Source organism: Pseudoalteromonas simplex, from assembly GCF_015278155.1.
Classification (GTDB): domain Bacteria; phylum Pseudomonadota; class Gammaproteobacteria; order Enterobacterales; family Alteromonadaceae; genus Pseudoalteromonas; species Pseudoalteromonas simplex.
Genome location: NZ_JADILN010000011.1, coordinates 1 through 13,584, shown reverse-complemented (window position 1 = coordinate 13,584; position 13,584 = coordinate 1). Strand labels below are relative to the sequence as shown.

Here is a 13,584-nt window from a genome sequence, read left to right as displayed (position 1 = left end):
GTTAATGCGCTGGCTAAGATAATTAGCCAGCTTCATTTCGATTATGCTGTTTCTTTACGGGTATTGGTTGCAATTACCTACAATTCCAATATCACGACGTTTTGCTTTGCCATCAAAGGTCCAAGTTGAATTGTTCTAACTTATACAAGTGACTATTCGAATTTATTCATTATTTAGCGTCTCTATTAAGATACTGGATTAGAACTATTGTCGGTTACAATTATTAATTTAGTTAAAAAATACTGTTATAAAGCATTAAACTTTGTTAGCTTTCTGAAGGTGTTATCACTGAGATAATTGTGGATGAAGAAAAAGTTAGCCATGTTATTGCTGGGGTTATCTAGTTTTAATGTCTCAGCCTCTGAAAACTTTAGTGATCATGAGATGTTTTGTGAGCGGCAATCGCAAATTAGTTGCCTAGATTACATTAATCAGCAGCTTGCCAGCAGCGAGATTGGCTCTGCGCGTTGGTATGAGATTAAATCGTATCAGTTAGATTACTTCTACGACAAAATGGAATTTCAAGCTTTAAAGGAAAGCGCTGAGCCTTTTATTACAAGTGAAGAATTGCCAGTCGTCTTTCAAGTACAAGTTTACTTTTATTACGCAAAATCAACACACTATTTAGGTGACTCAGAAACTGGTCATAAATATGCGACGAAAGCGTTTGAAAAGCTACAAGCTATTTTTGATTCGTTTGGTAATCCGATGCGTATGGTCGAGCTGGCCAATTTGCAATTTGTGTTTGGTAATAAAGAAACAGCGTTGCAAATTCTTGATAGGGCAGAGCGCCGTTTTGGCAAAAGCAAAGACCCCATTTTTCATTTTGAATTAGCGTCGAATAAAGCGAATGTTTTTCATTCATTAGGGGATATAGATGGTGCACTTGTAAACCGACAAATTGCAGCTGATTGGATTTTAAAAACTAATCATAATCGTAAGATTTCTGTAGCATTAGGTTACTTAGCCCGTACTCATCAACTTCTTGCTGATTATGTGAAAGCTGATCATGTTTATGTGCAGTCACTCAAATTCATGGACACGGACTCAGATCGCAACGCAGTTGCTATTTATAAATTACGCCTTGCTGAAATCAATTGGCAAGCTGGCAAGCCAGCACAGGCTTTAAAGTGGTTTAAACAAGTGCATAAAGAAGACATTCGTCAATCACATGCGAAACTTTATGCACATCTTAGTAATGTGCTTTAGATAGTGTAAAAACATCCAGATTTTTCATCTTCACCTGGCGCTAAAATTTGTAGATGGGTTGAATCGCCTTGCTCCATCAAAGGTTTCATAGTTTTATCAAACTGCTTAGCGGCATGTTCAATTAACTTTGCTTGCTGCTCTAGCGCTTTAAAATCGGCATCATGAGCAGCCATCAGTTTATTGAGCTCTGTAGCCAACTTATCTTGCTCTTTTAATAAGCTTTTATTAATTCGCAGGTGATTCTCGTCTTCAATAACAGCTTTTTCGGCGATCGCTTTTATTTGCTCAGAGTACTCAGTCACTTGTTGTTCTATGTTGCTAATTGGTTGCTCTAGCGCTTCTAATTTTACTTGCTCATGTTTAAGCTCTAGGTATGCAGCAATCTGTTCGTTATTGAGGGTAATTTCGCTCACCTTTTTACAGTCTTTAAAAGTGATAACGCGATAATCACCTTGGTCGTTCGCTGTACTGGCATTAGAGAGGCCGATACAAGCGGTAGTGGCAGCAATTAAGAGTGCGCTTGCGCTGATGCGTACTAAATTCATAATGATATCCTACAGGGTTATGTTATTTAGTTAGTCGTCGCAAGTATGAAAAAGGTTGTTTAAGTTTTAAATTTATATCCCACACCATAAATTGACTCAATGTAATGACTATTAGGGTCGGCTTGTGTCAGCTTTTTACGCAAGTTTTTAATGTGTGAATCAATACTACGCTCGTAGCTTTCAAAGTACTTCCCTTGGGTCATGGTTAGTAAATCTTGGCGTGAAAAAACCTTATTGGGTGAGGCAATTAATATTTTTAATAAGCTAAATTCATTAATTGTTAGTTTTAGCTCTGCATTATTTACCAGTACTTTGTATTCGCTCGGATCAACAATAATATTGCCCGCTTTGAGCGTATTTGGTGCGGTAGTTGGCATACGGCGGCGCTTTAAAATAGCCTTTACACGTGCCATTAACTCTTTTGGTTTAAATGGTTTAGTAACATAGTCATCGGCACCGACATCAAAACCAATTAAGTGGTCAATTTCTTCAACCCGTGCCGTAAGCATAATAATAGGCACATCACTGTATTGTCTTATCTTGCTACACAGCTCGATGCCGTTAGTGCCTGGCAACATGATATCGAGAATAATGAGGTCAGGGTTTAGCTCATTAACAGCATCAAGTGCGCAGGTGCCATCGTGAATTAAGCTTGTTTTAAACCCTTCCAGATATAAATACTTTTCTATTAGTTCGGCAATTTTAACTTCGTCTTCAATAACGAGAATATGCTGTTTTGCTATGGTTTCTGACATATTATTACGCCTCTGCAAGCGGGAGTTTTAACGTTATACACAGACCGCCTAACCGGCTTTTAGTTGCATTTATTTTTCCTTGGTGGGCTTCAACAATTGTTTGGCAAATCGCCAAACCTAGGCCAAAACCGCCGGTTTTTCTGTTGCGAGAGCTATCGGTGCGATATAAACGATCAAACAGTTTTTCAAGGGCTTCATCGGGGACACCGGGGCCAGAATCTTCTATCGACAAAAATACATGATGCTTAGACACGGTTAAATCTAACCAGACTTTTTGCTGTTCATCGGTATAGCGTAAATTATTTTCTAAAATGTTTTGTAGTACTTGTGTAATACGATTCTGATCAGCCAAAATTATTACGGGTTGCTCAGATAAGGTTGCATTGAGGGTGATGTTTTTTGATTGAAATTTAAAGGCATATTTATGCGCTTGTAAAGTTACTAAGGTATTAAAATCAATCTCTTCCATTTGGTAGTTGAAGCTGTATCTGTCAAGTGTGCTGACTTTATGTAAGTCGTTCACAAGTCGACTTAACAGCGCCACTTCTTCTTGTAGTGAACTTATCGCTTTTTGGTTGGGTTCGATAATGCCATCGTTAATTGCTTCAAGTTCGCCCTCTAAAATAGTTAAAGGCGTACGCAGTTCATGAGAAATATCCATAATCCATTGACTTTGCTGCGATTCAAAACGCCTAAGCTCTGTGGCAATACGGTTGAAATCTTCCGCTAAGGTGGCGAATTCATCGCTACTATTTACTGTAATTTTGGTCTCAAACTCGCGCTCAGCAAGGGCTTTTGCACCTTCTTTTAGTTGTGAAATAGGATTAGTAAAATGACGTGCGAGTAAGTAACTAAACAATAAAGCAATTAATAAACCAATCCCCGCTGTCCACAAACTGATATTAATTTGTGTATTAAGGTAATGCTGAGTAAGCGCGCTGACATGGTTACCGTTAGCATGCAACTGCAGCACTGCAACAACGGCACCATTGTGAGTGATTTCTTGCTCGTTCACGACCTCAGTATCGGTATTGCCTGCAATCAATATTTTGCCTTTTGCATCAAGCAAGCTGAGGCGTTTTTCAAAAGGCATAAAGTCATCAGCCATCGGTTTATTGCGAGGTGGTGGCATTCCCTCATTTTGCATGTGCTTTTGAGGGGGGCCTTCTAGTGAAAAAGGTCTGGGCTCTCTTGGTTTTGGTCTGTTCGGCGAAAACAATAAACGGCTTGAGTGAAAATTGCGGTTAATTAGCTCATACCACAGAGCTTTAGAGTCGATAAACATACCAATCGAACCCGTTTGCTGGTACTGCTGGCTAATTTCAGTGGCTATAAGGTTAAATGCTTCGTTGTCTATATCCTCAAATACACTATTGAGCATACGCTTATTAGTTATTGCATTAAGACCAAACATGGTCAGTACCAGCAGCAACGTAATAATAAGATTGGTAATTAAGAGTTTGTGAATTAACTTCATAGGTATAATAGTAAAATGTAATAGCCAAAATTGAATATACTATAAATGTCTATTTTTTGGCATGTGCATCCTAATCACTCTATAAAAGCACCACTTTTTCTACACAAAGTCTCTACATTTGTTCTTTATACTCGACGCTAATTATTCAAGTTAACGAAGGGGCACAAGGTGACTTTAAAACCTGAACTTTATACTCGTAGAAAAATGCTAAAAACATTAGGGGTTTCTCTTGCTACTGTGCCTATGTTGGCATTTTTAGGCTGTAACTCAGACACAATATCGTCAACGGACACAACCTCAGGCACCGACACATCAACGGGCACAGGCACCAGCACTGATACAGGCGATACAACAACCACGAACGACAGTGAATATGTATCGGGCACAACAGCGCTTATTACTGATGACTTTCCGGATGACAGTATTTTTGAAACATCCACCGCATGTGTGTTAGCACTAACTAAAGCAACAACAGAAGGCCCCTGTTACTTCCAAGCTGATTCAGACGAAGATATTTCGGATGGCTTAACTGGTTTGCCTATGATGCTTTGTTTACAGTTAATTGATAGTGACTGTAACCCATTAGCAAATTACGAAATATCGGTTTGGCACTGTGATACCCGCGGTATTTACTCGGGTGATACAAGTAGTAGTTCTGATAGCTCACGTTTTGCGGGTGATTTCTGTACTGATGGCGATACCGAAGCTGAGGCAAGCACCTGGTACCGAGGTTCATTGATCACAGATAGTAGTGGTCGTGTGAACTTTAAAACGCATTTTCCAGGTTGGTATTCGGGGCGAACTATTCATATTCATTTTAAAGTGTCGAACAACAATAACGACTATGTAATTAGTCAGTTTTGTTTTACAGATGCGTTTGCAAAAGAAATTTGTACCACTCATAGCGATTACAAATCACGTGGTGAACAAGATACAACCCTTGCTAGCAACGATAACGTGTTTGGTAGTGATTATGAGCAGTTTATTTTAAATACAGCACAAAATAGTGATGGCACTTTATTGGCCTACCACACTATTCAGATTAATTAAGCAACCCATCATTGTAGGTTAGGGCGTGTTAGCAATTACTGCTTTCACGCCCTATTTTTTAAAAGCTATAAGTGATGTTACCGTAAACAAAACGACCATCTAAACTGTATGGCGTAAATGCACTGTAGGTAAAAATTTGATTGAAATCACTATAACCTATATTGCTTACAGTATCTTGAGGGTACTGATCAAATAGGTTATTAGCGCCTAATGCAAATTTCCACTGCTCATCGGGACGATAAGCTACCTCTAAGTCAGTGATCCATTTAGCATCAATAATTTCATCACCTTCAGGCGTACTTGAAGTGTCAACGACTTCGCCATAACGGGTTGCACGTAATGTGGTCTGAAAGTTTTCATAATCCCATGTTGCAGATAGGTTCCACTTATCAGCAGGAGTGCCTTCTTCAAAGCGAGTGATTTCACGACGTGCGAAGTATTGATAGTTATCACCTAGTGCTTCTAGCTCTGCTGGGTTTTCTTTAACGTGTGTGACTTCTGTGTCGTTAAAGTTAACCGCAGCACTTAAGCGTAAATCACCATAGTTTTCTAAACCTAATGAGTAGGTAGCTACAATATCAACACCTTGCGTACGTGAATCAATAGCGTTTGTAAAATATCGAACGCTTTGAGTGTTTTGTTCACCAGCTGCAGCTAGAATCGCTTCAACTTCGGGACCACTTAAGTTTTCAGACAATACGATACGGTCGTCAATTTCAATGCGATATGCGTCAAGCGTCAGGCTAAAACCGCCTTGCGTAAAGATAAAACCCGCCGTCATATTAACTGATTCTTCAGCATCAAGTTTGCGTGCCCCTAGAGCTTGGGCTGCAGGTTCATCAACTGGGAATAAACCGACCTCACTTGGAATACCGTTTTCAAATACAGTACTTACTGATTTATAAGAAGTTTGTGCAAGTGAAGGCGCTCTAAAACCTGTGCTAATTGCACCGCGTAACGACAATGACTCGTTAATGCTGTAGCGCGTAGCTAGTTTAGAGGTAAAAGTGCTGCCAAAATCGCTGTAATCTTCAAAACGACCAGCCAACACTAGATTCCAATCTGTTGTTAGGTAAGTATCAAACTCAGCAAATACCGCAATGTTATGGCGGCTTTCGTCAGTTGCACTTTCTGGAGAGAAACCAGCTAACACTTGTGCGCCACCAGCAGCAACAGGGTTGCCATCGTCATCCAATACGGTGATGTATGAAGCCTCTTCACCTGCTTTGATTTGATAATTTTCGTGACGATACTCAGCGCCCACGGTAACAAACACATCATCAGGTAAGCCAAGGTCAAGAGTATTGCTGGCATCCATGTTAATTAAGTATTGCTCATAAACAAGGGCGCCGTTATCAAATTCAGTTGGGCTGCTAACACCCATCGACGTATTTAAGCTATTACTGACCCCTAAGCCGAAATCGTTGCGACCATAATTGGTACTTACATCCCATGCCCAGTCATTGGTTTCGCCGTTAACACCGATCGCAAATGAATAGTCATCAACATCCGTATCTATTTCAGGTAAAAAGCCGTTAGGGTATACTTCGGTTAAGTTACGAGAGTCTTTGGCACGGCGATAAAAGCCTGCCGAATTACCTTTACGGTTTGAGTAACTAGCAAACGAGTAAAGTGATAGTGAGTTATCAAACTCGTAACCTAGATTATAAAAAAGTGCATAGTCTTCGATATCGGCTTTACCAAAACGATGATTGTAACGGTCGAAATCAAATTCACGTGAGTCTAGGTTGCCATTTTCATCACGACTGTATTGCTCGCGTTGATCAATTCCCGAGCGGTTTGTTGGCTCGTTATTGCGAGATTCAATAGAGATGTTTATAAAGCCGCTATCACCTAAAGCAAAACCGGCATTCGCACTTGCTGTTCGCGAAATACCATCGTTTAATTTACGATCACTGCCTTTTGCAAAGCTCAAGTTACCATCGTTATCAGCACTTGTGCTTAGTAGTTGCGGCGAGCCAGCCATTTGCGTGTCGTATTCACCGTAAGTGTAGCTAACGCTACCGCCCTCATCAGCGTCTTTTAGTACAATATTGATCACGCCAGCAATGGCATCAGAGCCATATTGTGCTGCAGCACCATCGCGAAGAATCTCAACGCGCTTAATAGCTGAAGTAGGAATATTGTTTAAATCAACGGCCGTCGAGCCACGACCCACTGTGCCACCTAAATTTAATAGTGCACCTGCATGGCGACGTTTACCGTTTACTAATACCAGAGTGTGATCAGGAGCAAGGCCACGTAAAACGGCTGGTTTTGCATGATCAGTACCATCGGCAAGAGTGGCGCTAGGGTAATTAAAACTTGGTAACTGTGAAGCAAGTACTTGGCTAATTTCAAGCTGACCAGTACTTGCTAAGTCGCGGCTTGTTAGTAGATCAACTGGCACTGTACTTTCAGAAAGGCTACGTAAACTCCTACGTGTACCTGTAACAGAGATAACCTCAATATCTTTTGCTGTATCTTCTGTATTTTGCTCAGCAGCGATTGCAGTCGCTGATGCAGCTAACGTACTTGCGATTGCAAGTTGCAAAGGTAATTTTTTGAATAATGTCATTATTGTTCCCATCTGACTTATCTAACTGAATTTAGTCTATAATACGAAACGGGAACAAACAAATAACATTAAAATATAGTATATGTGTTACTTATGATTGTTGTTGAATTTATGTTTTTATTGTTACTGTTATGTTTACGCGCTAATGCTTATTTTATTTCTGCCCTCTGTTTTTGCTCGGTATAAAGCAGTATCTGCAGCGCAAATTAATGCTTCTGAAGTACGATATTGATTATTGAACTCGCAAGCAATTCCTTGACTTACACTTATTCTAAAATCACTCGGTAATCCTATGTCAGTAAATGGCATGTTATTTATTTTTATTTGAATATGTTTAGCAATAGCGGCGGCTGTGTCTTTTTGACAACGGGGTAATATAATAGCAAATTCTTCACCGCCATAACGGGCTGCTAAACAATCGCGAGAAGGGAGTGACTCTGCTATTATACTTGCTACTTTTTGTAAGCATTTATCGCCTTTTACATGACCGAATCGGTCATTGAATAATTTAAAGTAATCAATGTCGATTAATATAGTGCTAATAGCCTGATTGGTTTGTACGCTTTCTTGCCAATGCTCTTTTAATGACTCTTCAAGGGTTAATCTATTTGCAAGGCCGGTTAAATGGTCAGTGGTAGCCTGTTTAATTAAGCGGTTATATTGTTCTTTGTGTGATGATAAATCGTGTAATACACAAATAAATAAATTTTCTGCAACGGCAATATTTTTTGGCAGGCTCGATATACATAAATCCGCCTCAAGGGTTTTACTGTCGGCACGGTTTATTTTAACTTCGTTTGGCCCAAGGCTTATCGGCGAGTCTTTATGGTCTAACCAGCTAAGTAGGGTATACATGTATTTATCACGGTCGGTGTCGTGTAGGTAATGCAAAATGTTTTGCCCGATTAACGCTTCTTGGTTGTCACCTAAAAGCTGAGCCGCCATCGGGTTTGCAAATTCAAACGTGCCTTGGCCATTAATGATAAACACTCCTTCAGGAATGTTCTGAAACATTTGTGCAATCAGTGCAAGTTGCTCTGAATTGATAGACTGCGGTAGTGCGTTTTTCGCTTCTGGTTTTGCAGTGCTTGGTTGTTCATTTTTATTAGTAGACACGTTCGTTTCCTTTTTGCTGATGCAAACGATTTTGGTGTCTATAAAGTTACTTAAAAAAGTGCAAATTAACCTTCTGGTAATCTTCTGGTAATCTTCTGGTTTTAATCTTTTGTTTTGTAATGTAAAAAAGCTCCTAAAAAGGAGCTTTTCACAAGAGGTTTTTAGTTTTCTTTATCATTTTTTATTTGCGGGTCGGCACTTTCATAGCTTGTGCCATTGCACTCAACGATGAAAATCATACACGCAGTACCGTTATTTTCATCAGTATCGGCTACTTCAATTGTTTGGCCATCATTAGTGACTTTAAAGCTAAAGTCTTGCTCGCAATCACCTTCAAGGTTTGCAAATTTAGCACCTGTAAACTGAAAGCCCGCTTCAGATGTTGCGTCATCAAGTGTATAAATACCTAGGCTGTTTCTTTCGTTGACAGTACCGCCACCAGAAACTTGCTGACCGTTTTGGAAGTATGTAAATACAGCTTCATTTTCAGTGTTAAGTGTAACATTCACTGTAAAGTTGTAAGTTTGACTTTCGCTCATTGTTATTACCTTCTAGTTGTTTTTTATAGATCAAAGTTAGTAATGCCTAACTCAATTAGTTTACTTTTATTTTTTTCTATCTCGCTTACTTTATTTAAACAGATATAAGCTTGTATAAGAGGGTAAACTGTTTTTATACTTTTACTACCGCTACTGTTTTCTTCTGTTGTACTTATAACTTTTCTGCAAAATTCACTTTTTGAAATAGGATCTTTTTCTAATTTTGCTTTTATTAAATATGTCTTTATAAGTATTGATTCGTTTTCTATTTTTCTTGTGTTGTTGATTCTTTCTTTAAATTCTGAGTCCTTTTCAAGTTCATTTAGTAACTCCTTTGCTTTTTGGTAATTTTTTCTATTTATAAAATATTTTATTAAACTTATTCTAATGTTAATTATGGTTGGGTTTGAAGAGGTTAGGGTATTAATGTAATTAATTACTTCAATAGCTTCGTCACTTGTTTTGTTATCTTCAAGTAGCATTAGTTGGTAAGAAAGAGATCTATAATATTTACGCTTGAAGTTAACGTTATTAGGATCTTGTCTGAGTGCTTTTTTTATAGAGATTGTTGCATTTTCAGCTTTCAGATAAGCATCTTTTTTGTCCGGGAAATAACTTAGAAGGTAGCTTTGTTGCATGTAGATATTAAAAATATCATTAAGAAGGCTAGCATCATCAGGTCTTATTTTTAGGACAGAATCTAATTGATTAATAGCTTGCTCAAGCATGAGCAATGCTTCGCTTAAATTCCCTAGGTTTTCTTCTGTGGTTGCAATCCAGCTTATAGTATCTGTCTTATCGCGTAATAAATTTTTGTTATCAGGTTTAAGCGCAAGAGCTTGGTTTTTAAGTTTTAAAGATTCAGTAAAGCTTTGTTTTGCAAGTGCGTAATTAAATTGTTTTAAATACAGTGAACCTAAGGAGTTGTAAGAATAAGATAGCTCTACAATCGAGTTAAAGTCATTGGGTGCTAATGTGTACATTTTTTCACTGTACTCTTGGTAGCGTTTTATCCAAGGCTCGGCGGCATTGTAGTCACTGCTATCAAAGTTTAATTGCCCAAGCCAGAAGGCATTGGCCCCTGCAAGCATTAAAACATCAAGGTTGTTGGGTTGAATTTTTAGTAATGATTCTAGGCGCGTTCGCGCATTTTCAAAGGCCGTGAAGGCCTCGTCGGTTTTGCCTCGAGAGTAAGCGACTTCGCCCATGGCCTCTAAGGTTTGAGCGTATTGAAAATGGTTATTAAACTCGGCTTGTTTATCGCTAAAGTCAAACAACGAAGCAGCTTCTTCGTCTTGATTGGTAAAATACTCAAGGGCTTTGTTGCTAATACCATCCAGTAAATCCATGCGCTTAACGCTTCTGAGTTTATCGGCAAATTCACCGACCATAAAACCCAATAAACTTTCGGCCTCTTGGCGTTTTTGTTTTGCTATTTGTTCGGCGTGATAGCTGCGCACGCTCATAAATGTGGCAATAAAGGTTAAGCACACAAGTGCAGCCGCCGTTATTTGTAACACGCGCTTTTTACGTTTCGCTTTGTTGTTAGAAGCTTTAATTAACGCTTGGTCGTCGCTCGATAAGCTAAACATAGGGTTTTTAACTAGGCTTTGTGCTTCTTGCAGCGGTTTGCCTTGGGCTAATAAAAAGTCGCTGTGTTTATGTTCAAGCAGCCAGCGCTCGGTGGCAAGTTGCACACGGCTTTGAATTGCTAAGCTTTGTTGGTGTTCTTGCACCCAATCTATGGCGCGTTGCCAATGGCGTAGCAGGGCTTCGTGGGCAAGGCTAAAGCATGCTTGCTCATTTTTAAGGTGTGACACAAACAAGCGGCTGTCGACCATAGCCTGAACAAGCTTGGTCGCAGCTGGGCTGGTTAATTCGCTCCAATGTGCTGCACGGCTGGTGAGTGTTTCGCCATCTGGATTTAAGGTGATCAGTTTTGAAAGAACCGCAGCAAGTTCAGTTTGTTGGTCTTTGGGTAATTGGCAAAATACCTGTTCGGCTTTTTGGCCGATAGCTCCTTCGATGGTGCCAAGCGCTTGGTATTCAGAAAACAATAATTCGTTGTCTGGGCTTCGCTGTAAATAAAGCTGTTGCAAGGTGTATTGCAGTATTGGCAATGCATCTGGGTTATTGGCAGTATCATTACAAAGTTGTTCATCAAGCGGTGTGTGATGCTCTGGGTGATGTTGCCAACTTAAGCCTGCTGCAAGTGCTGGCAAACGGATCATTTGCTTAAGCTCAGAGCGAGTTGGCGCTAATAAGTCAAAGTGTGCGCCATTGGCTTTACCTGCCATTAAACTTGGTTGACTCACTACTTGCGGGTAAAAGTCATTACGACAGGCACTAAAAATGATCATGCAGCCACTTGTTGCTAAGCGCTCAATAAGTGCTAACAGCTGGTTGCGCTCGTCATCGCTAAATAAAGGTGATGACAATAGCACTTCGAGCCTGTCGATAAATAAAAATAAATAGGGTGTAGTGCACTCTTTATTTAGCGTTGCAAGTGCTGCTTTACAGCGGGAAATAACCTGTTCTGGATCTGTTAATAACAATTCAGCCAACGCATCGGCGCTTATATCGCTAAGTACAGGTGCGTCGTTTATTTCTAAATCGAGCAAGGTTGAGGCTAAATCAAGCAGTAAGCGCTCTTTGCTGACATCGGCAAAGTCGAGTTGGCAGTAACTATGTACTCTAATGCCATCGTAGCCATTACTCGACATTAAAGCGGGCAATACACCTGCGTTAACTAACGACGATTTACCTGAACCACTGGCTCCCAAAATTAAGCAAAATGCGCGACCAAACTCTATTTGAGCCGATACCCGCTGTAGCAAAGTGGCAATTTGTTTGTTACGACCAAAAAACACATCGGCTTGCTCTGGTGCAAATGCACTTAAGCCAACAAAGGGCGAATCACCTTGCCAACTGGTTTGGCTGGCTTTTTGTTCTTCGTTGAGTGGAAAGTTGATTTCGGCAATAACCCGATAACCGCGTTTACGAATGGTTTCTATGTAATGCGGATCACTTGCTTTATCATCAAAGGCTTTACGTAATTGGGTGATCACTTTATGTAGGGGGTTGTCACCGAGCGCCACATTTGGCCAGCAGTGGCTGATAATTTCTTCACTTGTTAGTAGCTCACCTTGTTTTTCGCAAAGCAGCAGTAATACATCCATCGCCTTGGGTTCAAGATGCTTTGTTTGTTCACCGCGTCTGATTGAATTAGTAGCCGGAGTAACTTGCCATTCGCCAACGAAAAACAGCGCCGTATTCATAGTGTTATCTTCATTGTTATTGTTAGAAACGCAGTCCGATTGGACCGATTACGGAATTCTTTGATTAATACAATATTATGAGATCAACAGCAAGCGCCTTGCCTTTTCTGACATTAAAAAATCATATTGATGTCGTGTATATAAAACTTTTTGTAAAGTTTATTTGACTTTTTGTGTTGCTAGGTTAATCTTTAGTCAAGTTTACTTTACTTTTAAGGTGAGAATAATGAATCAAACAGGATTAACCTTTAAACAACGTAATAAGCAGAACACGCTAAACCTCGCTAAATGGACATCTGCATGGGTGATTACTTTAGCAGTTGCCTCATTTGGGCCGCATTTTTTATGGCAAGAGCAGGCTATTTTTAGTGTTGTGGCAATCTTAATCAATGTAGTAGTTGGCATCATGATGATTTTATCGAACAAACGACAACTACAAGGAATGGATGAGCTGCAGCAGCGTATGCACCTTAATGCAATGGCCATTACCTTGGGTGCAAGCTTGGTATTTGGTTTAGCTTACTCGGTGGTGCAATCAAGCGGTTTAATTAGTTTTAAAGAAGATATTTCACACCTCGTGCTCTTTATGGGCTTAACCTATTTAGTGAGTCTTTTAATGATGAATAAGCAGTTAAACGACGAGGGCGAAGAATGAAAAACCGCTTGAAAGTGCTCCGTGCTGAGCACAACTATACCCAAGCGAAACTCGCAGAGCTTTTGGATGTGTCTAGGCAAACTATTAATGCGATTGAAAAAGGTAAATTTGACCCAAGTTTGCCATTAGCATTTAAAGCCGCGCGTTTATTTAACCTGAGTATCGAAGAGATATTTCAGGATGAGTAAGTCTGATAGCCTTCAGCCTTCAGCCTTCAGCCTTCAGCCTTCAGCGATCTGATCTGACCCCGATAAAGTAGACACGGGGTTTAATTAACTTGTTCGTACTGCATGGGACTTTTATACCCTAGGGTGCCATGCCTTCTTACTGAGTTGTAGTATTTTTCAATATAAAAATACGTTTGTGTTGTCATTTCACTACG

12 protein-coding genes are annotated in these 13,584 nt (G+C 39.8%); 4 read left to right on the top strand and 8 right to left on the bottom strand.

Annotation, left to right across the window (positions count from 1 at the left end; all coding sequences use genetic code 11):
* Window positions 1–303 precede the first annotated feature (303 nt).
* Window positions 304–1,209, top strand: a complete 906-nt coding sequence (locus tag IRQ78_RS16890; RefSeq protein ID WP_194442727.1) for a tetratricopeptide repeat protein — start codon at window positions 304–306, stop codon at window positions 1,207–1,209.
* On the opposite strand, the gene IRQ78_RS16885 is transcribed toward IRQ78_RS16890, so the two are convergent.
* The 3 genes from IRQ78_RS16885 to IRQ78_RS16875 are packed head-to-tail and all read right to left on the bottom strand — an operon-like array spanning window position 1,206 to window position 3,923.
* Window positions 1,206–1,754: a hypothetical protein gene (locus IRQ78_RS16885; RefSeq protein ID WP_138619561.1), complete on the bottom strand. Its 549-nt coding sequence runs from the start codon at window positions 1,752–1,754 to the stop codon at window positions 1,206–1,208. The genes IRQ78_RS16890 and IRQ78_RS16885 overlap by 4 nt on opposite strands.
* 59 nt (window positions 1,755–1,813) lie before the next feature.
* The gene (locus IRQ78_RS16880; RefSeq protein ID WP_200909086.1) at window positions 1,814–2,509 is read right to left on the bottom strand and encodes a response regulator transcription factor; all 696 of its coding nucleotides are present in this window, start codon (window positions 2,507–2,509) and stop codon (window positions 1,814–1,816) included.
* Between the two features lie 4 nt (window positions 2,510–2,513).
* The gene (locus tag IRQ78_RS16875) at window positions 2,514–3,923 is read right to left on the bottom strand and encodes an ATP-binding protein (protein ID WP_171041542.1); all 1,410 of its coding nucleotides are present in this window, start codon (window positions 3,921–3,923) and stop codon (window positions 2,514–2,516) included.
* Between the two features lie 231 nt (window positions 3,924–4,154).
* Here IRQ78_RS16875 and IRQ78_RS16870 point away from each other — a divergent pair, with 231 nt between their 5' ends.
* Window positions 4,155–5,036 (top strand): dioxygenase family protein, encoded by an 882-nt coding sequence (locus IRQ78_RS16870; protein ID WP_249362600.1) that lies wholly within the window; start codon window positions 4,155–4,157, stop codon window positions 5,034–5,036.
* Between the two features lie 58 nt (window positions 5,037–5,094).
* On the opposite strand, the gene IRQ78_RS16865 is transcribed toward IRQ78_RS16870, so the two are convergent.
* The 4 genes from IRQ78_RS16865 to IRQ78_RS16850 all read right to left on the bottom strand — a co-directional run bounded on the left by IRQ78_RS16865 (window position 5,095) and on the right by IRQ78_RS16850 (window position 12,547).
* Window positions 5,095–7,614, bottom strand: coding sequence for a TonB-dependent receptor plug domain-containing protein (locus IRQ78_RS16865; RefSeq protein WP_138619563.1), 2,520 nt, complete (start codon window positions 7,612–7,614; stop codon window positions 5,095–5,097).
* A 135-nt stretch (window positions 7,615–7,749) separates the two neighbouring features.
* Complete coding sequence (locus tag IRQ78_RS16860; protein WP_294406624.1) at window positions 7,750–8,730, bottom strand: GGDEF domain-containing protein; 981 nt, start codon at window positions 8,728–8,730, stop codon at window positions 7,750–7,752.
* A 161-nt stretch (window positions 8,731–8,891) separates the two neighbouring features.
* Window positions 8,892–9,269 carry a DP-EP family protein gene (locus IRQ78_RS16855; RefSeq protein WP_138599939.1) on the bottom strand — a complete coding sequence of 126 codons (378 nt, stop codon included), beginning with the start codon at window positions 9,267–9,269 and terminating at the stop codon, window positions 8,892–8,894.
* 23 nt (window positions 9,270–9,292) lie between these two features.
* A complete protein-coding gene (locus IRQ78_RS16850; RefSeq protein WP_194442726.1) occupies window positions 9,293–12,547 on the bottom strand; it encodes an nSTAND1 domain-containing NTPase in 3,255 nt (1,084 codons plus the stop codon).
* A 226-nt stretch (window positions 12,548–12,773) separates the two neighbouring features.
* On the opposite strand from IRQ78_RS16850, the gene IRQ78_RS16845 reads away from it, so the two are divergent.
* Window positions 12,774–13,202: a hypothetical protein gene (locus IRQ78_RS16845; protein WP_194442725.1), complete on the top strand. Its 429-nt coding sequence runs from the start codon at window positions 12,774–12,776 to the stop codon at window positions 13,200–13,202.
* Window positions 13,199–13,390 carry a helix-turn-helix transcriptional regulator gene (locus IRQ78_RS16840; RefSeq protein WP_054551820.1) on the top strand — a complete coding sequence of 64 codons (192 nt, stop codon included), beginning with the start codon at window positions 13,199–13,201 and terminating at the stop codon, window positions 13,388–13,390. Before IRQ78_RS16845 ends, IRQ78_RS16840 begins: the two co-directional genes overlap by 4 nt.
* Before the next feature lie 80 nt (window positions 13,391–13,470).
* Here IRQ78_RS16840 and IRQ78_RS20850 read toward each other — a convergent pair whose 3' ends face one another.
* Window positions 13,471–13,575, bottom strand: coding sequence for an IS3 family transposase (locus IRQ78_RS20850; RefSeq protein WP_138602026.1), 105 nt, complete (start codon window positions 13,573–13,575; stop codon window positions 13,471–13,473).
* Window positions 13,576–13,584 lie beyond the last annotated feature (9 nt).